At 72.0% G+C, this 25,058-nt stretch carries 21 protein-coding genes; 14 read left to right on the top strand and 7 right to left on the bottom strand.

The window, feature by feature from the left end; genetic code table 11:
- Positions 1 to 87 precede the first annotated feature (87 nt).
- Positions 88 to 1,491 carry a peptidoglycan recognition protein family protein gene (locus AAW13_RS04610; RefSeq protein ID WP_046730291.1) on the top strand — a complete coding sequence of 468 codons (1,404 nt, stop codon included), beginning with the start codon at positions 88 to 90 and terminating at the stop codon, positions 1,489 to 1,491.
- Between the two features lie 160 nt (positions 1,492 to 1,651).
- Positions 1,652 to 2,734, top strand: a complete 1,083-nt coding sequence (gene manB / locus AAW13_RS04615; protein WP_046730290.1) for a mannose-1-phosphate guanylyltransferase — start codon at positions 1,652 to 1,654, stop codon at positions 2,732 to 2,734.
- 168 nt (positions 2,735 to 2,902) lie between these two features.
- Here manB and AAW13_RS04620 read toward each other — a convergent pair whose 3' ends face one another.
- From AAW13_RS04620 to AAW13_RS04635, 4 genes are all read right to left on the bottom strand, one after another.
- Entirely contained in the window at positions 2,903 to 3,916 is a 1,014-nt protein-coding gene (locus AAW13_RS04620; protein ID WP_206306149.1) for a DNA-3-methyladenine glycosylase family protein, read from the bottom strand.
- A gap of 142 nt (positions 3,917 to 4,058) precedes the next feature.
- Positions 4,059 to 5,372: a coenzyme F420-0:L-glutamate ligase gene (locus AAW13_RS04625; protein WP_046730288.1), complete on the bottom strand. Its 1,314-nt coding sequence runs from the start codon at positions 5,370 to 5,372 to the stop codon at positions 4,059 to 4,061.
- Positions 5,369 to 6,328 (bottom strand): 2-phospho-L-lactate transferase, encoded by a 960-nt coding sequence (gene cofD / locus AAW13_RS04630; protein ID WP_046730287.1) that lies wholly within the window; start codon positions 6,326 to 6,328, stop codon positions 5,369 to 5,371. Before cofD ends, AAW13_RS04625 begins: the two co-directional genes overlap by 4 nt.
- A gap of 75 nt (positions 6,329 to 6,403) precedes the next feature.
- Positions 6,404 to 6,904, bottom strand: coding sequence for a cysteine dioxygenase (locus tag AAW13_RS04635; RefSeq protein WP_046730286.1), 501 nt, complete (start codon positions 6,902 to 6,904; stop codon positions 6,404 to 6,406).
- Between the two features lie 617 nt (positions 6,905 to 7,521).
- Here AAW13_RS04635 and AAW13_RS04645 point away from each other — a divergent pair.
- From AAW13_RS04645 to AAW13_RS04655, 3 genes are all read left to right on the top strand, one after another.
- Entirely contained in the window at positions 7,522 to 7,785 is a 264-nt protein-coding gene (locus AAW13_RS04645) for a WhiB family transcriptional regulator (protein WP_003975777.1), read from the top strand.
- A 180-nt stretch (positions 7,786 to 7,965) separates the two neighbouring features.
- Entirely contained in the window at positions 7,966 to 11,661 is a 3,696-nt protein-coding gene (locus AAW13_RS04650; RefSeq protein WP_107483235.1) for a glycosyltransferase family 2 protein, read from the top strand.
- A complete protein-coding gene (locus AAW13_RS04655) occupies positions 11,658 to 13,163 on the top strand; it encodes a DUF5719 family protein (RefSeq protein WP_046730284.1) in 1,506 nt (501 codons plus the stop codon). Before AAW13_RS04650 ends, AAW13_RS04655 begins: the two co-directional genes overlap by 4 nt.
- Before the next feature lie 22 nt (positions 13,164 to 13,185).
- Here AAW13_RS04655 and AAW13_RS04660 read toward each other — a convergent pair whose 3' ends face one another.
- Together AAW13_RS04660 and AAW13_RS04665 are read right to left on the bottom strand one after the other, a co-directional pair.
- Positions 13,186 to 14,244 (bottom strand): DegT/DnrJ/EryC1/StrS family aminotransferase, encoded by a 1,059-nt coding sequence (locus AAW13_RS04660; RefSeq protein ID WP_046730283.1) that lies wholly within the window; start codon positions 14,242 to 14,244, stop codon positions 13,186 to 13,188.
- 24 nt (positions 14,245 to 14,268) lie between these two features.
- Positions 14,269 to 15,225: a GDP-mannose 4,6-dehydratase gene (locus tag AAW13_RS04665; RefSeq protein WP_046730282.1), complete on the bottom strand. Its 957-nt coding sequence runs from the start codon at positions 15,223 to 15,225 to the stop codon at positions 14,269 to 14,271.
- 250 nt (positions 15,226 to 15,475) lie between these two features.
- Here AAW13_RS04665 and AAW13_RS04670 point away from each other — a divergent pair, with 250 nt between their 5' ends.
- From AAW13_RS04670 to AAW13_RS04685, 4 genes are all read left to right on the top strand, one after another.
- Entirely contained in the window at positions 15,476 to 16,879 is a 1,404-nt protein-coding gene (locus AAW13_RS04670) for a hypothetical protein (protein WP_046730281.1), read from the top strand.
- A gap of 68 nt (positions 16,880 to 16,947) precedes the next feature.
- Positions 16,948 to 18,138: a fructose-bisphosphatase class II gene (locus AAW13_RS04675; RefSeq protein ID WP_046730280.1), complete on the top strand. Its 1,191-nt coding sequence runs from the start codon at positions 16,948 to 16,950 to the stop codon at positions 18,136 to 18,138.
- A gap of 40 nt (positions 18,139 to 18,178) precedes the next feature.
- Positions 18,179 to 18,979 (top strand): HAD-IIB family hydrolase, encoded by an 801-nt coding sequence (locus tag AAW13_RS04680; RefSeq protein WP_046730279.1) that lies wholly within the window; start codon positions 18,179 to 18,181, stop codon positions 18,977 to 18,979.
- The gene (locus AAW13_RS04685) at positions 18,976 to 19,539 is read left to right on the top strand and encodes an NUDIX hydrolase (protein ID WP_046730278.1); all 564 of its coding nucleotides are present in this window, start codon (positions 18,976 to 18,978) and stop codon (positions 19,537 to 19,539) included. Before AAW13_RS04680 ends, AAW13_RS04685 begins: the two co-directional genes overlap by 4 nt.
- A 45-nt stretch (positions 19,540 to 19,584) precedes the next feature.
- On the opposite strand, the gene AAW13_RS04690 is transcribed toward AAW13_RS04685, so the two are convergent.
- A complete protein-coding gene (locus AAW13_RS04690; RefSeq protein WP_071659428.1) occupies positions 19,585 to 20,037 on the bottom strand; it encodes a metallopeptidase family protein in 453 nt (150 codons plus the stop codon).
- A gap of 340 nt (positions 20,038 to 20,377) precedes the next feature.
- Between AAW13_RS04690 and AAW13_RS04695 the strand changes: the two genes are divergently transcribed.
- The 5 genes from AAW13_RS04695 (at position 20,378) to AAW13_RS04715 (ending at position 24,796) form a co-directional block, all read left to right on the top strand.
- The gene (locus AAW13_RS04695) at positions 20,378 to 20,752 is read left to right on the top strand and encodes a DUF3499 domain-containing protein (protein WP_046730276.1); all 375 of its coding nucleotides are present in this window, start codon (positions 20,378 to 20,380) and stop codon (positions 20,750 to 20,752) included.
- A gap of 280 nt (positions 20,753 to 21,032) precedes the next feature.
- Positions 21,033 to 21,203 carry a Trm112 family protein gene (locus AAW13_RS04700; protein ID WP_071659429.1) on the top strand — a complete coding sequence of 57 codons (171 nt, stop codon included), beginning with the start codon at positions 21,033 to 21,035 and terminating at the stop codon, positions 21,201 to 21,203.
- Between the two features lie 54 nt (positions 21,204 to 21,257).
- The gene (locus AAW13_RS04705) at positions 21,258 to 22,385 is read left to right on the top strand and encodes an SIS domain-containing protein (protein WP_046730275.1); all 1,128 of its coding nucleotides are present in this window, start codon (positions 21,258 to 21,260) and stop codon (positions 22,383 to 22,385) included.
- Between the two features lie 143 nt (positions 22,386 to 22,528).
- Entirely contained in the window at positions 22,529 to 23,680 is a 1,152-nt protein-coding gene (gene manA, locus AAW13_RS04710) for a mannose-6-phosphate isomerase, class I (RefSeq protein ID WP_046730274.1), read from the top strand.
- A 135-nt stretch (positions 23,681 to 23,815) separates the two neighbouring features.
- Positions 23,816 to 24,796 carry a cation diffusion facilitator family transporter gene (locus AAW13_RS04715; RefSeq protein ID WP_046730273.1) on the top strand — a complete coding sequence of 327 codons (981 nt, stop codon included), beginning with the start codon at positions 23,816 to 23,818 and terminating at the stop codon, positions 24,794 to 24,796.
- Positions 24,797 to 25,058: the final 262 nt, after the last annotated feature.

A 25,058-nucleotide genomic window follows, 5' to 3' on the forward strand; every position in this document is an offset into this window, starting at 1 on the left:
GGCGCCACCGGTTCGGCGCAACCGCACCCGACGGACCGTCAAGTCCGCAATAGACATATTTGTCTTACTCTGTTCAACATCAGGGGCATGCGTGGATTCCTGACTTCCTCGATCGGCGTCACCTGTGCCGCGGCCCTCGCCCTGCCGTCGGCGCTCCTCGACGTGCCCTCCGCGGCCGCCGCGTCGGCCGCCGCGTCGGCCTCCGCGCCGGTGCGCGGGCAGTCGCGCGGACTGCCGGCCGGCGGCACCCAGTCGCTGCCGCTCGCCCCGCGCACCCGCGAGCGCGTCCTCGGCCAGGCCCCCGAACAGGGCGTGTACAGAGCGGACGTACGGCACTTCTCGATGGTCGGCGTCGTCTGGGACAACCCCGGGACCGAACTGCACGGCACGGTGCGGGTCCGTACCCGGTCCGCGGAGACCGGCGTCTGGTCGGGCTGGCAGGACGTCGGGACGCACAACGCCGACCACGGTGCCGACCCGGACACCGCGGAGGCCGCGTCGGGCCGGGTGCGCGGGGCCACCGCGCCCCTGTGGGTGGGTGACTCGGACGGCGTGGACGTGAGCGTCCGCGCCGATGCCGATGCTGGTGCCGATGCCGGCACCGGTACCGGCGCGGGTGGCAGCGTCGGCCGCGATCTGCTCCCCGCCGGGCTCCGCCTCGAACTGGTCGACCCGGGGGCCGACTCGCCGCCCGACGACTCGCTGTCCCAGGGCTCCCCGGCCGACGCCGCGGCCGACGCCTCCCACGCCGAGGCCGACGCGAGCGCCGCCGCCGACGCCGACCTGGCGCCGTTCGGCGCCACCGAGATCCCCGCCCTGAGCCGCGAGGACACCGAACGCGAACTGCTGGAGCTGGAGGGCGTCGACGCCCCGCGCGGGAAGCCGTACATCGGTCCGCGTCCGAGGATCGTCACGCGCCGCGGCTGGCGCGCCGACGAGTCACTGCGCGAGAAGGGGTTCGTGTACACGGGAAAGGTCAAGGCGGCCTTCGTCCACCACACCGACTCCGGCAACGGCTACAAGTGCTCCCAGGCCTCGTCCGTCATCCGCAGTATCTACCGCTACCACGTGGTGAGCATGGGCTGGCGGGACATCGGCTACAACTTCCTCGTCGACAAGTGCGGAACCATCTACGAGGGCCGCGCGGGGGGAGTGGCGAAAGCCGTCAAGGGCGCCCACACCCTGGGGTTCAACAGCAACAGCATGGGAATCGCGGTGATCGGCTCGTTCGACTCGCACAAGCCGCCCGCCGCCGCCGTCACCGCCGTCGCCAGGCTCACCGCGTGGAAACTCGGGCTCTTCGGGGCCAATCCGAAGGGCAAGACATATCTGAGGTCCGGGGGTGGCAATCTCTACCCAAAGGGGAAGAACGTACGACTGAACGTGATCTCCGGTCACCGGGACGGGTACGCCACCGACTGTCCGGGCGCCAGGCTCTACGCCAAGCTCGGTTCGGCCCGGACCAGTTCCGCGCACCTCCAGGGGCGCTGAGCACGGGACCCGCGTTCACGCCGTCGGGGGCAGTCGGGGGAAACCGCACACCCATGCCGCGTGGCACCGCGCGGCCGTCGAGGGCGCCGTCGCACGGTCTGCATACACTGGCCGGCCGACACAGAGTTCGGCCGGTCCCGGCAGGAAGCAGAGACGACAGGTGACAGAAGCGATCCTCCTGGTCGGCGGCAAAGGCACCCGGCTGCGCCCGCTCACGGTCCACACGCCCAAGCCGATGGTCCCGGCCGCCGGCGTGCCGTTCCTGACCCACCAGCTGGCCCGAGCCAGAGCGGCGGGCGTCGACCACATCGTCCTCGCCACGAGCTACCTCGCCGAGGTCTTCGAACCGTACTTCGGCGACGGCGCGGCACTCGGCCTGCACATCGAGTACGTCACCGAGGAGGAACCGCTCGGCACGGGCGGCGCCATCCGCAACGTCGCCTCCCGGCTGCACTCGGGCCCCGACGAGCCGGTCCTGATCTTCAACGGCGACATCCTCACCGGCCTGGACATCCGCGCCCTGGTGGCCACGCACGAGTCGACGGGCGCGGACGTCTCCCTGCACCTGACGAAGGTGACGGATCCGCGTGCCTACGGCCTCGTCCCCACCGACGCGTCGGGGCGGGTCCTGGCCTTCCTGGAGAAGCCGCAGACGCCGGAGGAGATCGTCACCGACCAGATCAACGCGGGGGCGTACGTCTTCCGCCGCTCCGTCGTCGACACGATCCCGGCCGGCCGCCCGGTGTCGGTCGAGCGGGAGACCTTCCCGGACCTGCTGGCGGCCGGCGCCCACCTCCAAGGCATGGTCGACTCCACCTACTGGCTGGACCTCGGCACCCCCGCCGCCTTCGTGCGCGGCTCGGCCGACCTGGTCCTGGGCCGCGCGCCCTCACCGGCGGTCCCCGGCCGCTGCGGCGACCGTCTGATCCTGCCCACGGCACGGGTGGCGGCGGACGCGAAGCTCACCGGCGGCACGGTGGTGGGCGAGGGGGCGTTCGTGGCCGAGGGCGCGCGGGTCTTCGGCTCGGCCATCCTCCCCGGCGCCGTCATCGAACCCGGCGCCGTCATCACCGACTCCCTCATCGGCAGCCGCGCCCGCGTCGGCGAACGCTCCGTCCTCACCGGCACGGTCATCGGCGACGGCGCGGTCGTCGGACCCGACAACGAACTCGCCGAGGGCGCCCGGGTGTGGTGCGACGCGCGCATTCCGGCGGGCGCGGTGCGGTTCTCCTCGGACCAGTAGCCGCCTCGTCCTCCAGCGGGCGTGCGTGGACCGCTCGCGCGGTTCCGCGCGCCCTCAGGGACGCCGTGCGGTTCCCGGTTCCGTGCGCCCTCAGGGACGCCGTGCGGTTCCCGGTTCCGTGCGCGCCCTCAGGGACGCCGTGCGGTTCCGCGCGCCCTCAGGTACGCCTCACAACCGGCCGATGTCGACGCGGCGCATCTTCGGCGCCCTCCTGGCCGGTGTGTTCCCACTCAGCAGGATCAGCCGGGCCGCCCGGTGCCGCTGGCCCGCGTACGGCTCCAGCAGCCGCAGCATCACCTCGTCGTCGGCGTGCCGGTCCCCGGCCAGCGCCCATCCCACGATCCCCGGCAGATGCAGGTCCCCGACCGTCACCGCGTCCGGGGCCCCGTGGCTGCGCTGCACGGTCTCCGCCGACGTCCAGGGCCCGATCCCCGGCACCACCTCCAGCCGCGCCCGTGCGGCCTCCGGCGCCATCCCCACCGCCTCCTCGAGCCGCGCGGCGACCCGTACCGCCCGCAGGATCGTGGCGGCCCGCTTGTCGTCGACGCCGGCCTTGTGCCACTCCCAGGACGGGATCAGCGCCCACGTCCGAGGCGCGGGCATCACCCACATCGGCCGCTCGCTCACCCCCGCGGGCCCCGGCGCACGCTCCCCGAACCTCCGTACCAGCAGCCGCCAGGCCCGGTACGCCTCGTCCGTCGTGACCTTCTGCTCCAGGACCGACGGGATCAACGACTCCAGCACCAGCCCGGTCCGCGTCAGCCGCAGTCCCGGCCGCCGGTGCCGGGCGGCGGCGACGACCCGGTGCCGGGGCACGAAGACGGCGGGGTCGTCGGCGGAACCCAGCAGCTCGGGCAGCCGCTCCAGCAGCCACTCCCCGCCCGGCCCCCAGGCCTCCCCGCGCACCTCGGCACCGTACGCCCGCACCCGCAGCGTCCCGGGCCCGGCCGGTGTGAGACTGGCCCGCCACACGGACCCGTCGGGCGTGGCCCGGAAGGTGGGATCCCCGGGCCCGCGCCGCAGCGGCCCGAGCACGAGCCCCAGGTCAAGGGCCCCCTCGGGCTTCCAGACCCGCACCATCCCGGGCGCGACGGCCTGCCGGGGAAACCCTCCGGCGGGCACGCCGACCTGCCCGCCCCGCACCGTCGTACGAGTGGGTCTCGGAGAGAAACGTTCAGCCACTCACAGCATCCTAGGCATCGAGCGCACCGAAAGGGGCGCGGGCTGTGTCCGATATGCGGCTGCCGCCGCGGGGGCGCGAGCAACCCCACGAACCCGCACCCGCCGACGAACCGGCCCCCCTGAACGGACGGCGGTACTCGACTCACCGCACCTCGATGAAGTCCCCCGCCTCCCTCTCGGCCCTCTCCCGCGGCGCCTCCGCCGCCTTCCCCACCGCGACCGCCCCCATCGGATCCCACCCCTCCGGCAGCTCCAGCACCTCCCGCACCACGTCCCGGCAGAACATCGTCGACGACACCCACGCCGACCCCAGCTGCTCCCCGGCCAGCGCGACCAGGAAGTTCTGCACGCCCGCCCCCGCGGCGACCACGAACATCTCGCGCTCGGCGGCGTCCCGCCGCGGATCCCCGTACGTGTGGGACCCCTCCGTCACCAGACAGGGCACGACCAGATACGGCGCGTCGCGCAGCACGTCCCCCCGGCGCACCCGCTTCGCGATCGACTCCTCGGACTTGCCGTCCCTGCGCAGGTCGGCGATCCAGGCGTCCCGCATCGCGTCCAGCAGGCGCCCGCGCGCCCCGGCCGACTCCAGCAGCACGAACCGCCACGGTGTCGTGTGGTGCGGCGCCGGCGCGGTCACGGCCGCGGCGACCGCCCGTCGTACCGCCCCGGGGTCGACGGGATCGTCGGTGAACGCCCGCACGGTCCGCCGTAGCGTGACCGCTTCCCGGACCGCCTCGGAGGTGCCGAGCCGGAACATGTCACTGGCCGCGTCCCGCACCAGCGCCCGCGCGCCGCCCCCGTTCTCGTCGGCCCCGGTCACGACATGGGCGAGGCCGCGCACCACGGCGACCGGCATCCCCGTCGCCTTGCCCTTGACCAGGTCTCCGGCGGCGGCCAGTTCGTCGGCCGTGGCGACGACCGTGGCGACCAGCGGATTGCCGTACGCGTCCACGCCCCCGCGCAGATCGTCCAGCACCCGCACTCCGGCGGCGCCGATGGCGATGTCCGTGAGGCCCGCGCGCCAGGGCCGCCCGGAGGTGTCCGTGACGACCACCCCCACGTCGACGCCCAGCGCGTCCCGGAGCCCCGCGCGGACGGCACGGGCCGAGGCGTCGGGGTCCTCGGGCAGCAACAGCACGGTCCCGGAAGGGGTGTTGGAGGCGTCCACCCCCGCCGCCGCCATCACCAGGCCCTGCCGGTTCTCCACGATCCGCAGGGTGCCGCGGCGGGCCACCACCCGCACGGTCTCGGCGTCGATCGCCGCCTCCCGGTCGGCGGCCTCGACGATCCGCCCCTCGGCCTTGGACACGATCTTGGACGTGACCACCACCACGTCACCGTCGGCCAGCTCCGGGCCGGTCGCCGCGATCAGCTTGGCCAGGTCGTCGCCCGGCTGGACCTCGGGGATTCCGGCCAGCGCCCACACCCGGTACCCGGGCACCGCGTCGCTCATGCCCCGCGCACCTCCTCGGCGAGCGCCAGCGCCTCCCGTGCCATCTGCGCGGCCGCGTCCTGATCGGTCATCATCAGCGGTACGGCCCGGCAGCGGATGCCGGCCGCCTCGACCCGCCCGACGCCGCCGGCGTCCACGGTGTCGACGAGCCAGCCGTCCAGCAGGCCCGAGCCGTAGTGCTCGGCGACCGCCGCCGCCGTCGACTCCACTCCCACGGCGGCCAGCACCTTGTCGGCCATCCCGCGCACCGGCGCGTCCCCGACGATGGGGGAGAGGCCCACCACCGGTACCCCGGCGTTCGCGATCGCCTCCCTGATGCCGGGCACCGCGAGGATGGTGCCGACGGAGACCACGGGGTTGGACGGCGGGAAGAGGATCACGTCCGCCGCGGCGAGGGCCTCCAGCACGCCGGGCGCCGGCTTGGACTGCTCGGCACCGACCGGGACGACCGCGTGGGCGGGCACGGCCGCCCGCAGCCGGACCCAGTACTCCTGGAAGTGCACCGCCTTGCGCTCACCGTCGACCTCGACGGCCACGTGGGTCTCGACCCGGTCGTCGGTCATCGGGATCAGCTTCACGCCCGGCTTCCAGCGGTCGCACAGCGCCTCGGTCACCGCGCTCAGCGGATAGCCGGCGCCCAGCATCTGCGTGCGCACGATGTGCGTCGCGAAGTCCCGGTCGCCGAGCCCGAACCAGTCGGGCCCCACTCCGTAGGCGGCCAGCTCCTCCTTGAGGTGGAAGGTCTCGTCGGCGCGCCCCCAGCCCTGTTCCTCGTTGATGCCGTCGCCGAGCGTGTACATCACCGTGTCGAGGTCCGGGCACACCTTCAGCCCGAAGAGGTGGATGTCGTCGCCGGTGTTGCCGATGACGGTCACGTCGGCGTCCGGCACGGCCTGCTTGAGACCGCGCAGGAACCGGGCACCGCCGATACCGCCTGCCAGAACCACAATGCGCATGCGACAAGTCTTGCAGGCGCCTCCGACAACGCGTCACGCGTCCGGCGTCACGCGTCACGCGTCGGGCATCCGGCGTCACGCGGTGACGGGACGGCCCTCGCAGGCGGCGCCGGCCGCGGTGTGCATCGGCATCTCGGTCAGGCCCGGGTAGTAGACGTGCAGGCTCACCGCGGGCTCCAGCGCGTCGTTCACCACCTCGTGCGCGTACCCCGGCGCGAACACCCTTTGCGCGCCGGCGGACAGCGCGCGCGTGCCGCGTCCGGTGCGTTCGGTGAGGGCGCCCTCCAGGACGGTCAGCACACCGGCGGAGCGGCCGTGGTCGTGCGGTCCGCTGCCCTGTCCGGGCACCCAGGACAGCAGCCACACCTCGTAGCCGGGACCGGTGCGCAGCCGGTGGTACCAGCGGCTGGTCGCGTCGTACTCGACGAGGTGCGCCCACTGGGCGCGGTCGGCGGCGATCGCGCGGGCCAGTCCGACGAACTCGGCCACGGTGACCGGGTGCTCGCGCGGCGGCTGGAGCAGGTGCGGCACCTCGAGGAGGTCGCCGGCGATCTGGAGGTCGTTGTCGCTGTTCATGGGGCGCGGTGGTTCCTCAGTGAAGAAGGTCAGAGGGGAACGAGAGGCGAGCACCGAGCCCTGGGGACTCGGTTCGCGGCTGGAGCGGCCGGGATACGGCTACGGCTCAACAGCTGGAACAGCAACAGCTACAGCGAGCACGGGCAGCACCGTGGGACCCGGCGGTGCGGGTCGAGGTGAGTGCCAAGTTCGCGAGCATGCCCACTAGGACATCGGTTCACACCTTCCGTGTCAACTCGACGCCCGGTATGTGGGACACGCTTCACCTCATCCGGTTCATCTCGCTGCCGAAAGGTTTGTTCAGCGGGCACCCGGGACACATGGCGCACAACCGGCCGCGCGAGCCACTTCGGAACGCGATCGAACATCTGGGCGTCCTTCTCCGTACAACCTCTGTATGGGGTCGGAGGCCCGTTGGCGGGCCTCTTCTGCATGTCAAGGTTTATGACGATTTGAACACTTTCCGCACGGCCTTGGTTCCGCAGAGTGAATAACGGGCCCAATAGCAGATCTCGGCTTGACTCGCCCGGAGCAGCACACTTGTAATTTCACTCGTGTCGTTCAGCCGAAATCGGTAACGGCCAGGCACGGGGACGCGAGACAGACGAGGGGCGCACATGACCGAGCTGGTGCAGCAACTGCTGGTCGACGACGCGGACGAGGAACTCGGCTGGCAGGAGCGCGCGCTGTGCGCCCAGACCGACCCCGAGTCCTTCTTCCCCGAGAAGGGCGGCTCCACCAGAGAGGCCAAGAAGGTCTGCCTCGCCTGCGAGGTGCGCTCCGAATGCCTCGAGTACGCCCTCGCCAACGACGAACGCTTCGGCATCTGGGGCGGCCTCTCCGAACGGGAGCGCCGCCGCCTCAAGAAGGCCGCCGTCTGACCGGACGTGCCCCGGACGCACCTCTGAGCTGCGCGAACGGCCCGTCACCAGTGGGTTATCCACAGGCGGCGGGCCGTCGGCATGACCAGCCGATAGTGTGGGCGCTCGTCCGAGACGCCTCGCCGCCACCCGCGGGCGCAGGAGTCCACCGCAGTCCATCGAACCGGGGCCCGTACCTCGATGTCCGTGCACAGCCACACGGCAGCACAAGGCACAGCTGCCACAGCCGCGTTTGACCCGACCCGGCCACCCGAGTTCCCGCGTCACGTGGTGACCGCGGTCCTCGTCGCCCACGACGGTGCCCGCTGGCTGCCCGACGCGCTCGCCGGTCTGCTCGGCCAGGAGCGCCCCGTCCAGTACGCGGTCGCGGCCGACACCGGCAGCGCGGACGACTCCGCCCGGCTGCTCACCGAGTCCCTCGGCGACGCCAACGTCGTGCACCTGGCCCGGCGCACCGGCTTCGGCCAGGCCGTCGAGGAGGCCGGCCGCACCGCGCCCGTGCTCACCCCGGAGGAGCTGCCGTACCTGAAGCGGCCCAGCGGCTGGGACCCGGTCACCCGGCAGTGGCGCGACGACGCCTACGACATGCCCGAACTGCCCTACGGCGAACCGGTCCAGTGGCTGTGGCTGCTCCACGACGACTGCGCCCCCGAACCCGACGCCCTCGCCCAGCTGCTGCGGGTCGTGGACAACGAGCTGGAACTGGGCCGCGACGACGTGGCGGTCGTCGGCCCCAAGCTGCGCGGCTGGTACGACCGCCGGCAGCTCCTCGAGGTCGGCGTCACCATCGCCAACTCCGGCCGCCGCTGGACCGGCCTGGACCGCCGTGAACAGGACCAGGGCCAGCACGACCACGTCCGGCCCGTGCTGTCCGTCTCCACCGCAGGCATGCTGATCCGCCGGGACGTCTTCGAGGAACTCGGCGGCTTCGACCGCCGGCTGCCCCTCATGCGCGACGACGTCGACCTGTGCTGGCGCGCGCACAACGCCGGCCACCGCGTCCTGGTCGCCCCGGAAGCCGTCGTACGGCACGCCGAGGCCGCCTCCCGCGAGCGCCGCACCGTCGACTGCGCGGGCCGCACCACCGCCTCCCCGCACAAGGTCGACAAGGCCGGTGCCGTCTACACCCTGCTCGTCAACGCCCGTACCGCGGCGCTGCCCTGGCTGCTGGTCCGGCTGGTCCTCGGCACCCTGCTGCGCACGGTCGCCTACCTCGTCGGCAAGGTCCCCGGACAGGCCCTCGACGAGATCCGCGGCCTGCTGGGCACCCTGCTGCGACCCGAGCGGATCATCGCCGGGCGCGGCCGGCGCGGCCGCTCCCAGCTCGACAAGGGCGAACTGCGCGCGCTGTTCCCGCCGCCCGGCGCCACCGTCCGGGCCACCGTCGAACAGGTCGCGGGCAACCTCTTCGGCGCCGACGACGAGATCTCCGCGGCCGGCCGGCACGGCGGCGCGGTCGAGTCCGGACCCGGCGGCGACGACGCCGACTTCCTGGAGATCGAGCAGTTCGCCCGCCTCAAGCGCATCGCCCGCAAACCGGGCCCGGTGCTCTTCCTGGTGCTCCTCCTGGTCTCGCTCGCCGCCTGCCGCTCCCTGCTCGGCACCGGCGCGCTCGCGGGCGGCGCCCTGCTGCCCGCCCCCGGCAGCGCGGGCGCCCTCTGGTCCAGCTACCTCGACGCCTGGCACGCGGTCGGCGCCGGCGGCACCCCCGCCGCGCCGCCCTACCTCGCGATCGTCGCCTCCCTGGCCACGGTGCTGTTCGGCTCGACCGGCCTCGCCGTCACGGTGCTGCTGGTCGCCTCGGTTCCCCTGGCCGGTTTCACCGCCTACTTCGCCTCCCGGCCGCTGGTCACCTCGCGGCTGCTGCGCGCCTGGGCGGCCGTCGCCTACGCCTTCCTCCCGGCCGCCACCGGCGCCCTCGCGGGCGGCCGCATCGGCACCGCCGTCCTCGCGATCCTGCTGCCGCTCGTCGCCCGCGCCGGCATCGCCGCCGGCGGACTCGCGAACTCCTCGGGCGCACGCGGAAGTTGGCGCGCCACCTGGGCGTACGCGCTGCTGCTGACCATCACCACCGCGTTCACGCCGATCGTCTGGCCGATCGCCCTGGTCCTCGGCATCGCCGTGCTCGCCGTCCGCCGCACCGACCTGGTCGCCTCCGGCCTGCGCCTGCTGACCCAGCTCGGCACCCCGCTGCTGATCCTCGCGCCCTGGTCGCTGACCCTGCTGCCGGCCGGCTTCTTCAAGGAGGCCGGGCTGGAGTACGGCGCCTCGGCCGCCTCCGCCCTCGACCTGCTCGGCGCCAGCCCGGGCGGCCCCGGCACGCTCGACGGCCTGATGCTCATCGGGGTCGTCCTGGCCGCGCTCGCCGCGCTGCTGCGCTCCGAGCGGCAGTCGGCGATCCGTACCGCCTGGGCGGTCGCCCTGGTCGGCCTGGTCTTCGCGGTCCTCTCCAACAGCTCCACCTGGGCGGGCCCGGCCACCCTCGTCTACGGCATCGCGATCCTGTCCGCCGCCGCGCTCGGCGCCGACGGGGCGCGTTCGCGGGTCGCCGAGCAGAGCTTCGGCTGGCGCCAGCCGGTCGCCGCCCTGATCGCCTTCGCGTCCGCCGCCGGTCCGCTGCTGGTGGCCGCCGGCTGGATGATCGCGGGCGCCGACGGCCCCGTCGAGCGCCGGGACCCCACCCAGGTGCCCGCGTTCGTCGCCGAGGACAGCACCACCAGCGACCAGGTCCGCACCCTCGTCCTGGACAGCGACAGCACCGCGCACGTGGACTACATGCTGGTACGCGGCTCCGGCGCCCGCATGGGAGACGCCGAGACGGTCGCCGCCGACGGCGAGAACGCCAGGCTCGACAAGGTCGTCGCCAACCTGGTGGCCGGCTCCGGCGCCGACCAGGCCGACCAGCTCGGCGGGTTCGCGGTGCGCTACGTCCTCGTCCACAAGGGCGCCCCGCGCGACGTCACACGCGTCCTGGACGCCACGCCCGGTCTGACCCGGCTCAGCCAGCAGGACGGCAGCGCCCTGTGGCGGGTCGACCAGCAGGTCTCCCGCGCGATGATCGTCTCGGCGAACGGCTCCGGCACGCCCGCCTCGGTCCCCGCAGGCGCCGTCGACATCCACACCACGGTCCCGAGCGGCGCCGACGGCCGGATCCTGCGCCTGGCCGACACGGCCGCACCCGGCTGGACGGCCACCCTGGACGGCAAGCCGCTCACCGGCACCACCGTCGACGGCTGGGCCCAGGGCTTCGAACTGCCCGCCTCCGGCGGCCGGCTGGACGTCACCTACGACACCCCCTTCACGCACACCGCCTGGCTGTGGGCGCAGGGCGCGCTCGCCGTCGTCCTGGTCGTCCTCGCCCTGCCCGGCCGCCGCCGCGACATCGACGACGACCTCCCCGAGGAGGAGCCGGTCCCCGCGCAGGCCGTCGAGGGTGAGGGCCGCCGCGCCCGCCGGCTGCGCGCCCAGGCGGAGGCCGAGGCCGAGGCCGGGACCGAGGAGGAGCCGGCCTCGCAGGAGGACGGCGGCTTCCCGGCGGCCGAGGAGGAGCAGCCCCGGGCCGACATCCCGCAGCAGCAGTCGTACGACGAGTGGGACCCCGCCTCCTACCCGCAGGCCGACGGCTACGACACCGGCTACACCGACCAGTACCAGAACGCCGGCCAGTACCAGCAGGGCTACGACCAGCAGACCTACGACCCGTACCAGACCGGCCAGTACGACCCGTACGCCTACGGCGGGCAGCAGGGCCAGGGCACGTACGACCCGACGTACCAGCAGGGCTACGACCCCGCGTACGACCCCGCCTACGACCCGGCCGCCCAGCAGCAGCCCCACGGCACCGGCGGCGAGCACCACGACGGGAGCCAGCAGTGAACCGCACGACCCTCTCCCTGTTCGCCGGTACGGCCGCGCTCGCGGCGGTCACCGGGTTCGCCGCGCTCAACCAGCCGGCCGCGTCCTCCGAGCACACCGCCGAGGCGGCCGCCCAGCTGCCCGTGGAGCGCACCAGCCTGCTGTGCCCGGCACCCAGCCTGTCCGACATCGCCGACACCTCGTACACGTCGTTCACGCCCGTCACCAAGGGCACCACGAGCGACGGCAAGGCCGAACTCCAGGCGGCCACCGAGCAGTCGGCGGACGGGACGGGCAGCAGCAGCGGCGCAGGCGGCAAGAAGAAGGCCGCCAAACCGGTGCTGACGCCGAAGGCACCCGGCACCCCGGTCACCGGGGACACCTCCGGTGCCGACGGGCCCGCCTATGTCGGCACCGCCGAGGGCAAGTACGCCCCCGGCTGGACGGTCCAGGAGACCACGGAGGTGGCGGCCGGCACCGGGCGCGGCCTCCAGGGGGTCAACTGCACCGCCGCCGACACCGACTTCTGGTTCCCGGGCGCCAGCACCGCCGCCGGCCGCACCGACTACGTGCACCTCACCAACCCGGACGACAGCGCCGCCGTCGTCGACATCGAGCTGTACGGCAAGGACGGCCAGCTCAAGTCCACGGTGGGGGAGGGCATCACGGTCCAGCCGCACGCCAGCGAGCCGGTCCTGCTCTCCACGCTCGCCGACGAGCGGCAGACCGACCTCACCGTGCACGTGAACGTGCGCAGCGGCCGGGTCGGCGCGAGCGTGCAGGCCCTGGACGACAAGACCGGCGGTGACTGGCTGGCGGCCTCCGCCGACCCGGCCGCCGCCCTGGTCCTGCCTGGCATCCCCAAGGACGCCACCGACGTCCGGCTGATCGCCTTCACCCCCGGCGACTCCGACGCCGACCTGAAGGTGCGACTGGCCTCCCCGGACGGCACCATCACCCCCGCCGGCAACGAGACGCTGCACGTGAAGGCCGGTATGACCACCGCGACCGACCTCGGCGACGTCACCCGCGGCGAGGCCGGCTCGCTGCTCCTGACGCCGTCCGACCAGTCGGTGCCGGTGGTCGCCGCGCTGCGCGTCACCCGGGGCAAGGGCGACAAGCAGGAGACCGCGTACATCCCGGCGGCCGCGCCGGTCGGCACGCGCGCGACGTCCGCCGACAACAGCGGCAAGGGGACCACGCTCTCCCTGACCGCCCCCAGCGGCACCGCGCAGGTCAAGGTCACGGCGTCGGCGGGCAGCGAGGGCGGTACGGCGGTGTCCAAGACGTTCACCATCAAGTCGGGCACCACCCAGGACGTCGACGCGCCCGTCCCGTCCGGTCTGAAGGGCACCTACGCGCTGACCGTGGAGCCGGTCTCCGGCGGCCCCGTCTACGGCGCCCGCACCCTGGCGGCCACCGAGGACGGCATCCCCGGTTTCACCATCCAGACCCTCCCGGACGACCGCGGCACGGTCGCCGTACCGGAGGCGGACCAGAACGTGGCGGTGCTCCAGAAGTAGCGGCGGGCGGGGTCGCCGGGGATCACAGCACCAGCTCGGCCACCTTCGTCACGTCCTCAGGGGTCATGTGCGACCAGGTCGGCAACCACATGGCGGTGCTGGAGATCTCAATGGCGACGGGACAGGGCCGCGGGGCGTATCGGCGGTACAGCGGCAGATCGGACAGGGCGGGCCAGACAGCTCGGGCGTCGACGCCGTTGCGTCGGGCCCGTGCCACGGTGGCGTCGCGCTCGTCGGAGGTGACGCAGTACAGCCAGCAGGACGGTGACGCCCATGACGCCTTCGGGCGTGGCAGGAAGCCGCGGCCGGTGAGGTGAGCGTCGTAGAGCCGTGCGGCCCTGAGCCGGCCGGCCACCAGTTCGTCCCAGCGGTCCGCCTGGGCCGCCCCGACGGCAGCGGTCAGATTGGTCATCCTGCCGTTGCGGCCTACCACTTGGTGGCGGTATCCGTCCCCCGCCCTCATACCGTGATGCGCGATGAGGCGGACCCGGTCGGCAAGTTCCGGATCGTCGGTGAGGACGGCTCCGCCTTCGCCGGAGGTGATGACCTTGTTGGCGTGGAAGCTGAGGACCGACGCCGTTCCGAAGGCGCCCGCGGTCCCGTCGGCGGTCCGCGCTCCGTGAGCCTGGGCCGCGTCTTCGACGATCGGCAGACCGAGTTCGGCGAGGCGGCCGTAGTCGCACGGATGGCCCATGAGGTCCACGGCGATCACGGCCTTGGTCCGGGGCGTCAGCAACGCGGGAACCGCTTCGGGGGCGATGGTCCAGCTCTCGGCGTCGACGTCACAGAGAACCGGGGTGGCTCCCACGCTCAGCACCGCGGCCGCGGGAGCCGCGAAGGTGAACGCGGGAACGACTACTTCGTCCCCGGGGCCGACGCCGAGTGCTGACAGGAGTATTTCCAGCGCTGTGGTGCCGCTGGACAGGGCCGTTGCGGACAGTCTGCCGGTGCGATGTTCCAGCGCCCGCTCGAAGACGTCGACGAAGGGGCCCGTTCCGGATATCCACCCCGACGCCATCGCCGCACTGACGTTCTCGGCCTCCTGACGGCCCAGTGTCGGCTGGGACAACGGGAACCTCATGCCGGGGTCCACCTCACACGGTCGTCAGTCGAATGATCGCTGCGGCGTTGCGCCGCCCGTGGCCGAAGCGGTGACCACCCGTGCCTCGGAAGTGATCACACCCGCGGCGCCGAGGATGTCGGCCAGGCTCGTGGCGAGCGGTGTGGAGGCTCGCCACCCTGTCCGTAACCAGGTCTTCCTGGTGTCACCGATCAGACTCGGCGCGTCGGCGCCGCGGTTCAGGCCGGGGTCCTGTCGGTACTGCAACCGAGGGTCCACGAGAGAGATCATCGTCTGGACGATGGTGCGGACCGGGACGCCGATCCCGGAGCACAGGTTGTAGACCTCGCCCGGGCTACCGTGTTCCATCAGCATGCGGAGGCCGCGAACCGCGTCCCGGACGTCCAGGTAGTCCCGTCGGGCGTCCAGGTTTCCCACGCTGATGTGGGTACCGCCGGACCGCTTGGCGGACGCCAGGCGGCGGGCCAGGGCGGGGACCAGGTAGTCCGCTCCCTGAGCGGGCCCGATCACGTTGAAGGGCCGTATGACGATCGCCGGCAGTCCGTACCTGGTCAGGTAGTGGCGTGCCATCGTTTCGACCGCCAGTTTGCTCGCTCCGTACGGCGAGAGCGGGGCGGGTACTCGCTCTTCGCCGATCGGCGAGTCCAGGCGGGCCCCGTCGAACACGCTTGCACTGCTCATGACGATGGTTCTGGCGCTGGGACAGACGGACCGTACGGCCCTGAGGAGCGAGAGGGTGCCCCAGGCATTGGTGAGCCATGTCCGTGCGGGGTCCTCCCAGGACCTTCGGACGCTGGCCTGGGCCGCCAGGTGGTAGACCCGAACGGGCCTGACCTCGTCCAACACCCGAGTCAGCCGCGCGGTGTTGTTGATGTCACAGTGCGGCAGGTCGATCTCTGTCACCTCCTCGTTCATGGAACGGAGGAGAGCGGACAACTGGGAGCCGATGAAGCCCGAGGCCCCGGTGACGACAACTCTCATCGCAAGGTACTCGGCAAGATCATGTCTCTCCAGACGCTGCCCGTCGAGTGGGCTGGAATCATAGAGGGCCGCTACCGCGCCTGGTCAACAGGACGTTGACCGAAGTGGGTTGAGGGGCCGTCAAGGTTCAGGCGGTCGGGTGCCCCGGGCGGAGTCGTCTCGCAGAGGATGCGCCCGATCTGCTTGCCGAGCCGATACCTTCGAGGCGGATCGTTGCTCGCCGCCGCCACAGCTGCCGGAGGAGTCTGTAGTGGACCATCAGTTGGCTGTGCTCACCGACATCGGCGATGTGCCCGAGCCGCCCGCTGCCGACCGGCTTCGCATCAGCGGGTGCTCGGTCGTCGTCCATTTCGCGCACCGGCTGACCGAGGGGTCGGACTTCTCGGAGGCGTTCACGGGCGGGGGCCTGCGCGAGATCGAGGACGACCGCTCCTACCAGAGCAAGGTGCGGCCTGGCTCCGGGCTGATGTACTCAGCCCTCTTCGACGCCGGGCCGCTGCCGGCGGCACTCGCGCGGATCGTCGGCAGCGGCCACTCCGCCGGGCTGAGGCAGGCCGCGATGACCCTCGGCGGAGAGTACGTGGTGACGGCCCTGCCACTTCTGCTTTCCGTTCCTGGACCGATCACGCAGGAAGCGGCTGTGATCGAACTGTCCTCCCCTCTGACCATCGACACGCTCCTTCGTTTCGTCTCCCTGCTCGGCGACCCGGAGATCTCCCGGATCCTCGCCGAGCAGTCCGCCGAGGAGCTGGCGCGAGCCGCCGGTCTGGCACGTGACGACATCGACAGGACGTGGCTCGTCGAGGGCTCCGTCGCCGTCCAGGTGTGGAACCTCGACGGGACCCAGAACCGGGCCACGGCGAATCTGTACAGGGGTGTGGAGGAATCCGCCGCGTACGCCTGGGAGATATCCGCGCTTCTCTCCTACGCGACGGACCATCTGCTGGAGGACGGCCTGTGGCTCCGTCGCAGTCCGCAGAGTGTGTTCGGGCACGTCCGGACCGGCATGGCCTTCTTCGACGACCACATGGTGTTCGTCAACGCCGACTGCTGCCTGGAGATGGCACATCTGCCGGCGTGGCTCCGCGGAAGGTCGCAGTTCCGTTTGTCGCGGTACGGGTACGACTCCTCGTCCATCTTCGTGTGGGCGGTGGGAATCCTGCGCAGGGTCGTCTGTGACGATCTCAGCGCCCGCTACCGGTCGATCCTCGGGGATCTCGCGATGAGGAGCGCCATAGGTCCTGCCGAGCAGTCGCTGCTGACCCGGCGGAGAGTCCGGCATGCCGCGCTCATCGACCGGTGCACCGGTTTCCGGGAGAAGTTGATCGAGGGCCGGAACCGGAGCCTGGACGAATGGGCGGTCCAGGAGCGGCCCTCCGGCCAGGTGCTGGCCGGGCTCTACAGAGACATGGAGAAGTGCGAGACGGTCTCGATGAGTCTTCTCCGGGTGCGCGAGGAACAGGAGAAGAACCGGCGCGACTCTTTGATCGGTGTCATGGGGGTCGTACTCGCCGTCGTGCAGATCCCTGACTTCGTCAACCAGGTGGCCGACTGGTTGGACGCCCGGAGGTGGGGGCTGCTGGGGGCGTCGGCAGCCCTGATCATCGTGCCGCTCGCCGTACTCCTCAGGGAGCGGCGACGCAGGTCACGGTGAAGGTCGGCATTCGCCGTCGGCGCCCTGGCGCCCGGTCCGTCGGTGCCAGGGGTAACCGGAGAGGGAATATGAACGAGGTTCTCAGCACAGCTGTCCGCGCATGTGACGATCGCGTGGTCGATGTCGCCGTCCACTGGTCGGGCCAGGACGGCAGGTATGCCGCCGTGTCCGGTGGCCCGGGCGTCGGGACACCGGACACGGCGGAGCAGCAGGAGGACGCCTACCTGGTCGCCGCAATGGCCTCGGCCGCCCTGGGCGCCGCGGAGGCCCGAAACGGCTTCGCCGACGGCATGTCGTTGAACGACCGGAAAGTCGCAGTGGACGGGGCGGCCACCGAGGCGGCCGAGAAGATCCTTCGTCAGGCCCCCTTCCGTATCCGTGTCGCGGCGGGCGAAGGGGAACGCGACGACAGCCCGGGTGCCCACAGCGGTCAGTGGCTGGGTCTTCAGAACGAGACGCTGCCGAGGGTCGACGCGGTCTTCGACTACGTGGACGGAACCGAACTGGTGGCGGAGAATCTCCCGGGAGCGTTGACCCTGGGCGGTTTCGGCGGCGGCGTGAGGGCGGTTCCGGACCTCCAGGCGTACGCCGTCCTCGCCCCCGTCGATCTGCTGGAGGACCTCGACCTCAGGCCCCGTCCCGAGGTCTCCGTCGTACCGGTGCTTGACCGCATCGCGAAGGCCGTCGGGAAGAGGCCGGACTCGCTGACAGTGTCGACTCATTCCGTCGCTTCCAAGCCGATGCACAGCGCCCTCGTCGAACTCATGCGGGAACAGGGGAGCGAGGTGCTCGTCCCCGAGCGCGTCACCGTCGAACCGCCGTACCTTCTGTCACTCATCGGGCTGAGTCAGCCACGGATCGACACCATGATCGGTGCCATCGGCCTGTCCGAGCTGGCATTCGCCGCCGGCCTGATCGATCTGATCGCGCCTGATCTCGGCTTCACCTTCCGTCTGGCCTCGATCGCGGGGCCACGGGCGGAGCCGCAGTCGACGAATCTTGACGCATTGTTCAAATTTTCCGAAGATGAGGAGATTGCTCTCCGGGAGAGCGGCTGGGACAAGGACCGCCCCTACACGAGCAAAGATCTGGTGCGGCCGGGAAGCAGCCGGGCGGCCGCGATGTTCGCTGTCACGGACAATCCCGCTCTGGGCGTCAGTGGGCCACGACCCGACGAGGAGGGCGTGGTCCATGTGGAGGGGTTCCTGGTAAAGCCGGCCGCACGGGTCGGCAGAATCAGGCTCGGCTACCGGCGATGAGTTCCCGGCCGGCGACGAGCACGAAGAGAAGGATTGCGCATTGGAACCGTCGACTCGCATCGTGGTGTTCGACCTGGACGACACCCTCGCCCTCTCCAAGGCGAAGATCACTCCCAGGATGGCCGAGTGCTTGATGCGTCTCCTGTCCCAGCGGCATGTCTGCATCATCTCGGGTGGCCGGTACGAACAGTTCCAGACTCAGGTGCTGGAGGAACTGCCGCTCACGGCCGACCTCGCGAAGCGACTCCACCTCATGCCGACGTGCGGTACGCGCTACCTCAGATGGGAGTCGGACGGCTGGCAGGACATCTACTGCGAGAACCTCACCGAGGAGGAGAAGTCCCTCATCGTCGGCGTGCTCACCGAAGGGGCGAAGGTGCTGGGGCTCTGGGCGGAGGACACCTGGGGTGAGGTGATCGAGGACCGGGGCAGTCAGGTCACCTTCTCGGCGCTGGGGCAGCAGGCCCCCCATCAGGCGAAGGCCGCCTGGGACCCCGACGGGTCGCGCCGCAGGGCGCTGCGGGAGTACGCCGCCGAGCGACTGCCCGACCTGGAGGTCCGTAGTGGTGGCTCCACCTCCATCGACGTGACCAAGAAGGGCATCGACAAGGCCTACGGCATGCAGCGGCTTCTGGAGTACCTGGACCTCCGGGTGGAAGAGGTCCTCTTCATCGGGGACCGGCTCGACGAGGGCGGGAACGACTACCCCGTGCGGGAGATGGGCGTGCCGTGTGTCGCCGTCACCGGCTGGGAGCAGACGGCCGACTACATCGACACGCTCCTCGGGGTGGACGTTGCTCGCCCTGTCCCCCCGCTCCTGGCTCCGCTGGACCTGCGGTGACCGAACCCTGGTCAGGCCGGCGCCCGCCCGGTGGGCAAGAGGGCTGGGAACAGCTCTCCCGGACCACGGTGTACGAGGCGCACGGCCGATCCATGGTGGAAGCGAGATATCGCCTGCCCTCCGGTGAGCAGGCCACGTTCGCTCTTCGTGAGGACCGGCCGAGCGTCGCGGTCCTCGCCCTCACCGCGACGGACGAGGTCCTCGTCACCCGACAGTTCCGGCCTGGACCCGGGCGATTCCTGTTCGAATTGCCCGGCGGTTACGTGGATGCGGGTGAGACGCCACTGGACGCCGCGGAGCGTGAACTGCTGGAGGAGACCGGGTATGGCGGCGACATCGAGGTGGTGGGGCACTGTTTCGCCGATTCGTACAGTTCGTCCATGAAATTCTGCGCTGTCGGCCGGACCTGCGCCCCGCGGAGTCGTCCGGACCCGGAAGCCACGGAGTTCATCGAGGTGCTGAGCGTCCGGCCGCAGCGACTGCGTGAGCTGCTGCGCGCCGGGGACGTCACCGACGTCGACCTGGCATATATGGGCTTGGATGCGCTCGGTCTGTTGTGACCTGCGGCGCGGCGACGCCGATGGGCAACCTGGAGATCGGAACGCTCAGTCCTCGCCGTACCGGGGATCCACCGTCTCCGGGGTGAGACCGAGCAGCTCGGCGACCTGCTCGACGACGACCTCGTGCACCAGCGCCGCCCGTTCGTCGCGTCCCTTGGTGCGGATCTCGACCGGCCGCCGGTAGACGACCACGCGCGCCCGGCGTCCCTCGCGCGCGGGGATGACACCGCCCAGCGGCACCGCCTCGTCGCTCCAGCCCTCGTCGTGCCGGTCCCGGAGCCGGGGCACCTCCAGCACCAGGAAGTCGATGTCGGCCAGCTGCGGCCAGCGCCGTTCCAGACGCTCCACGGAGTCCTGCACCAGATCCGCGAACGCGTCGGCGCGGCTCGCGGCCAGTGGCACCTGGGGCGGTGCGATCGGTCCGCGCATCCCCCGACCGTGGCGGTCGCGTCGACGAGGCCCGGAGTCGGCGGCACGGGGCGGTACACGGTTGTCCATCACCGCTGAAGCGTAGTCCTCGCGGGCTCCGGCCGCGCCGCTCCACGCCCCGGTGCCCCTTCGGCGGCGCTCGGGGCGAGATGTCGCAGGATGACCAATCCAGCCAAGGTCGGGCTCGTTTCCGTATCTCTACAAGTCCGGCGAGCTCAAGGCGATTGACGGTGTTTGTACCGGATCATGACCGGGCACGGTGTCGGCCGAGTGGCCGAACGGCGCCGTCCGTGCAGGTCAGCAGGGCGTGTCCGGAGCGGTGTGTGGGGCGTTTCACAGTACGACACGGTGGGGTGACCTGGGGCAGAGTCGTCGCGGCCCGCTCAAGAGTGCGGTACCGTCCAACGTCGTGAGCCCTGTACGTCGCTGTTCGCGAACTGCCTGCGGCCGACCCGCCGTCGCGACGCTGACGTACGTCTACGCCGACTCGACCGCGGTCCTCGGCCCGCTCGCCACCTACGCCGAACCCCACTGCTACGACCTGTGCGCCGAGCACTCCGAGCGCCTCACCGCGCCGCGCGGCTGGGAGGTCGTCCGTCTCCTCGACGCCTCCGCGCCCGCGCGGCCGAGCGGTGACGACCTGGAGGCGCTCGCCAACGCGGTGCGCGAGGCGGCCCGTCCCCAGGAGCGCGCGGCCGAGGCCGGTGGCGGTGGACGTGGTGCGGACCCCCGTGAGGTCGCGCGACGCGGTCATCTCCGGGTGCTGCGTTCGCCGGACAACTGACGTCCTGGGTAATCCCCCTGTCGCTCGGCGTGGTTGATCTGCGCTCGGGTCCTGTTCGTCCCGCCGGTGCCGAGGGGAACGCCGCCGTGCGGCGGCAGCGCTCGCGACGGACTCGCCGAAGGGGGGCGACGCCGGAAGGGTGGCGAGGCAAGGGCCTGACGCCGGGGCACTGGCCCCGAGTCACCGCCGACTCTGACACTCCACTGTCACCGGCGGTACGCTGACCAGGCATGTCCGCTGACGTCCACCTCCGTCAGAAACTCCCCCGAAGGGAAACCCCATGCCGCTCGAAGCCGGCCTTCTGGAGATCCTCGCCTGCCCGGCCTGCCACGCCGGCCTCAAGGAGCAGGACACCGAGCTGATCTGCACCGGCCAGGACTGCGGCCTGGCGTACCCCGTCCGCGACGGCATCCCCGTCCTCCTCGTCGACGAGGCCCGCCGCCCGGCGTAGCAGCACCCCACAACCGCACACGCACCAGGACCCCGGCGACCGGAGGCCGCTTTCATGCTCGACGAATCGCTGCTCGACACCCCGGAGGCCCTCGCCGAGGCGGACCGCCGAGGCCTGCTGCGCGGCGCAGCCGAGGCCGGCGCCCGCGTCCGTACCGCCGCCCGGCACGCCACCGAGGCCGGTGTCCAGGAGCTGAAGCCGGACGGCCGTCCGCGAGCCGTCCTGATCGCGGGCCCCGGCGTCGCCGCCACCCACGCCGCCGACCTCCTCGGCACCCTCGCCGGCCCCGGCAGCCCCGTCATCCGCCTCGCCCCCACCGGCGTCGCCCCGGCCGCGGGCGCCCTGCGCTGGGAGCTTCCCGGCTGGGCCGGCTCGGTGGACCTGCTGCTGATCGCCACCCCGGACGGCGCCGAACCCAGCCTCTCCCTCCTCGCCGACCAGGCGTACCGACGCGGCTGCTCGGTGGCCGCGGTGGCCCCGGCCGGCACCCCCCTCGCGGAGGCCGTGGCCGGTGCCCACGGCCTGTTCGTACCGATGGCGACCGCCCCGTACGACCACGGCGAACCGCTCGCCGGTTCCTCCCCGGGCGTCCTGTGGGCGCTGCTCACCCCGCTGCTAGCGCTCCTCGACCGCATCGGCCTGGTCACCGCCCCGGCGGACGACCTGGAGAAGGTCGCCGACCGGCTGGACCACGTCGCCGAACGCTGCGGCCCGGCCATCGCGACCTACAGCAACCCCGCCAAGACCCTCGCCGCGGAACTCGCCGACGCGCTCCCCGTGGTCTGGACGGAGGGCGTGTCGGCCGGTCCCGCGGGCCGCCGTTTCGCCGCCGCCCTCGCCGAACTGGCCGGCCGTCCCGCCCTGGTCGCGGAACTCCCCGAGGCCCTGGCGGCGCACAACGCCCTGCTCGCCGGGCCGCTCGCCGCCAGTGCCGACCCCGACGACTTCTTCCGGGACCGGGTGGACGAGCCGCCCGCGCTGCACGCGCGCGTGGTGCTGCTCCGCGACCGCCCCCTCGGCGGTCTCACCGCCGCACCCGCCGCCCGCGACCTCGCCCTCGGCCACGACACCCCGATCAGCGAACTCGAACCGGAGGCCGGCGACGAGCTGGAGACCCTGGCGGAGCTGATCGCCGTCACGGATTTCGCCGCCGTTTACCTCGCGCTCGCTTCGGGGGCCTGAGGTGGACACCGGCCCCGGCCCCGCCGTACCGAGCACCCCCTGAGGCTCGTACGGCGGTCGGACCGGTGGCCGAACACAGGGTGAACACGACCGTCGCACGACCGTCGTCCGCAGACCGCACCGGCAGAGCGCAGAGAGAAGTCATGGACCGCCTCGACAACACCGTCCGTCCCTACGCCTGGGGTTCCCCGACCGCCATCCCGAAGCTGCTCGGGGTGGAGCCGAGCGGCGAGCCGCAGGCGGAGATGTGGATGGGCGCACACCCGGGCGCCCCCTCGCGCACCGCGCGCGGCACGCTCGTCGAGATCATCGACGCCGACCCGAAGGCCGAACTGGGCGAGGCCGCCGTCGCCAGGTTCGGCCCGCGGCTGCCCTTCCTGCTCAAGATCCTCGCCGCCGGCGCCCCGCTCTCCCTCCAGGTGCACCCCAACCTGGAACAGGCCAGGGAGGGTTACGAGGACGAGGAGCGCCGCGGCGTCCCCGTCGACGCCCCGGACCGCAACTACAAGGACGCCAACCACAAGCCGGAACTGATCTGCGCGCTGACCGAGTTCGACGGTCTGTGCGGCTTCCGCGCCCCCGAGCAGGCCGCCGGACTCCTCGACGCCCTCGGTGTCGACTCCCTCAAGCCGTACGTCGACCTGCTGCGCGCCCACCCCGAGGAGGCGGCGCTGCGCGAGGTCCTCACCGCGATCCTCACCGCCGACCGCGAGGAGATGGCCCACACGGTCGCCGAGGCCACCGCCGCCTGCACCCGCCTCGGCGGCGACCACGCGCCCTACGCCGACATCGCCCACCACTACCCGGGCGACCCCGGCGTGATCGCCGCGATGCTCCTCAACCACGTCCGCCTCCAGCCCGGCGAAGCCCTCTTCCTCGGCGCCGGCATCCCGCACGCCTACCTCGACGGCCTGGGCGTCGAGATCATGGCCAACTCCGACAACGTGCTGCGCTGCGGCCTGACCCCCAAGCACGTCGACGTCCCCGAACTGCTGCGTGTCGTCCGTTTCGAGGCGAGCGATCCGGGCGTGCTGCGCCCCGAGGCCGCCCCGGACGGCGAGGAGGTCTACGAGACGCCGATCGACGAGTTCCGGCTCTCCCGGTACGTCCTGCCCGAGGGTGCCGCCGCCCGCGACCTGACCCTGCCGACCCCGCAGATCCTGCTCTGCACGGCCGGCACGGTCCGCGCGGGTGAGTACGACCTGGCCCCGGGGCAGTCGGTGTTCGTGCCGGCGGCCGAGAAGGCCGAAGTGTCCGGCGCGGGCACGGTGTTCCGCGCCACGGTGATCATCTGAGCCGGAATGTACGGCCGGTTGGATTGTCGTACCGGGGGTGTGGATACCTGACGAGCCGCCCCCGGACAGGGCTGCAAGAATGACCCACCGGCAAAGCACGGGCAAAGACGAGTACCGAAGGGACCACGCGGACACATGAGCGCGTCAGGCGGCACCAGGGCGATCGTGGCGGCACTCGGCGCCAACCTCGCGATCGCGGTATCGAAGTTCGTGGCGTTCGCCTTCAGCGGCTCCTCGTCGATGCTCGCCGAGGGCGTCCACTCGCTCGCCGACTCCGGCAACCAGTTCCTGCTGCTCATCGGCGGCAAGAAGGCCCAGCGCGAGGCGACCCCCCAACACCCCTTCGGCTACGGCCGCGAGCGGTACATCTACGCCTTCCTGGTCTCCATCGTCCTCTTCTCGGTCGGCGGCATGTTCGCCATCTACGAGGGCTACGAGAAGATCAGCCACCCGCACGAGGTGGAGCACTGGTACTGGCCGGTCGGCGTGCTCGTGTTCGCGATCATCGCCGAGGGCTTCTCCTTCAAGACGGCCATCAAGGAGTCCAACGAACTGCGCGGCAAGCTGTCCTGGTCGCAGTTCATCCGCCGCGCCAAGGCCCCCGAGCTGCCGGTGGTGCTCCTGGAGGACTTCGGCGCCCTCATCGGTCTGGTCCTCGCCCTCGGCGGCGTCGGCCTCGCCCTGCTCACCGGCGACGGCACCTGGGACGGCATCGGCACGGTCTGCATCGGTGTCCTGCTCGTCTCGATCGCCCTCGTCCTGGCCGCCGAGACCAAGTCCCTCCTGCTCGGCGAGGCCGCGGGCGTCGAGGAGGTCAGGAAGATCGAGGCCGCGATCGTCGACGGCGACACCGTCACCGGCATCATCCACATGCGCACGCTCCACCTCGGCCCGGAGGAACTCCTCGTCGCCGCCAAGATCGCCGTCCGGCACGACGACACGGCCGGCCAGGTCGCGAGCGCCATCAACGCGGCCGAGTCCCGCATCCGCGCCGCGGTTCCCATCGCCCGCGTGATCTACCTGGAACCCGACATCTACAGCGAGGCCGAGGCCGCCAAGGGCCCCGACCCGGAAGCCACCCCGGGCGGCCCGAACCCCCACCCGGCCGGCCACTGACCCCCGCCCCCACACCCCGCCGGCCACGCCCGCCCCTCCTCGAACGGCGTGATCTGTTCGAAGGTGGACTGGGGGTGGCCCGCTCGACCGGTGTAGCTTGGGACGGAGCCAGACGTCGCTGCTGATGGCGGTCGGGCGGTCCGCACGCGGGCCGGCCGAGGGAGAGAGGGCCTCCGACGGACTGCGCTGCGCGTACGCGGGCATGCCTGTGTCCTCCTTTCGGGCACCCCTGTGTCCGCCGCCGCGCAGAACAGCCGTACCC

Origin of the sequence: Streptomyces humi (genome assembly GCF_001005085.2) — a bacterium.
GTDB classification, from domain to species: domain Bacteria; phylum Actinomycetota; class Actinomycetes; order Streptomycetales; family Streptomycetaceae; genus Streptomyces; species Streptomyces humi.

Excerpts from the sequence above, each read along its gene's own strand:
- AAW13_RS04610 (WP_046730291.1), top strand. The coding sequence starts at position 88 with ATGCGTGGATTCCTGACTTCCTCGATCGGCGTCACCTGTGCCGCGGCC.
- AAW13_RS04625 (WP_046730288.1), bottom strand. The coding sequence starts at position 5,372 with ATGAGCGACGCGGTGCCCGGGTACCGGGTGTGGGCGCTGGCCGGAATC.
- cofD (WP_046730287.1), bottom strand. The coding sequence starts at position 6,328 with ATGCGCATTGTGGTTCTGGCAGGCGGTATCGGCGGTGCCCGGTTCCTG.
- AAW13_RS04650 (WP_107483235.1), top strand. The coding sequence starts at position 7,966 with ATGTCCGTGCACAGCCACACGGCAGCACAAGGCACAGCTGCCACAGCC.
- AAW13_RS04635 (WP_046730286.1), bottom strand. The coding sequence starts at position 6,904 with ATGAACAGCGACAACGACCTCCAGATCGCCGGCGACCTCCTCGAGGTG.
- AAW13_RS04665 (WP_046730282.1), bottom strand. The coding sequence starts at position 15,225 with ATGAGAGTTGTCGTCACCGGGGCCTCGGGCTTCATCGGCTCCCAGTTG.
- AAW13_RS04660 (WP_046730283.1), bottom strand. The coding sequence starts at position 14,244 with ATGAGGTTCCCGTTGTCCCAGCCGACACTGGGCCGTCAGGAGGCCGAG.
- manA (WP_046730274.1), top strand. The coding sequence starts at position 22,529 with ATGGACCGCCTCGACAACACCGTCCGTCCCTACGCCTGGGGTTCCCCG.
- AAW13_RS04715 (WP_046730273.1), top strand. The coding sequence starts at position 23,816 with ATGAGCGCGTCAGGCGGCACCAGGGCGATCGTGGCGGCACTCGGCGCC.
- AAW13_RS04690 (WP_071659428.1), bottom strand. The coding sequence starts at position 20,037 with ATGGACAACCGTGTACCGCCCCGTGCCGCCGACTCCGGGCCTCGTCGA.
- AAW13_RS04675 (WP_046730280.1), top strand. The coding sequence starts at position 16,948 with ATGAACGAGGTTCTCAGCACAGCTGTCCGCGCATGTGACGATCGCGTG.
- AAW13_RS04645 (WP_003975777.1), top strand. The coding sequence starts at position 7,522 with ATGACCGAGCTGGTGCAGCAACTGCTGGTCGACGACGCGGACGAGGAA.
- AAW13_RS04705 (WP_046730275.1), top strand. The coding sequence starts at position 21,258 with ATGCTCGACGAATCGCTGCTCGACACCCCGGAGGCCCTCGCCGAGGCG.
- AAW13_RS04700 (WP_071659429.1), top strand. The coding sequence starts at position 21,033 with ATGCCGCTCGAAGCCGGCCTTCTGGAGATCCTCGCCTGCCCGGCCTGC.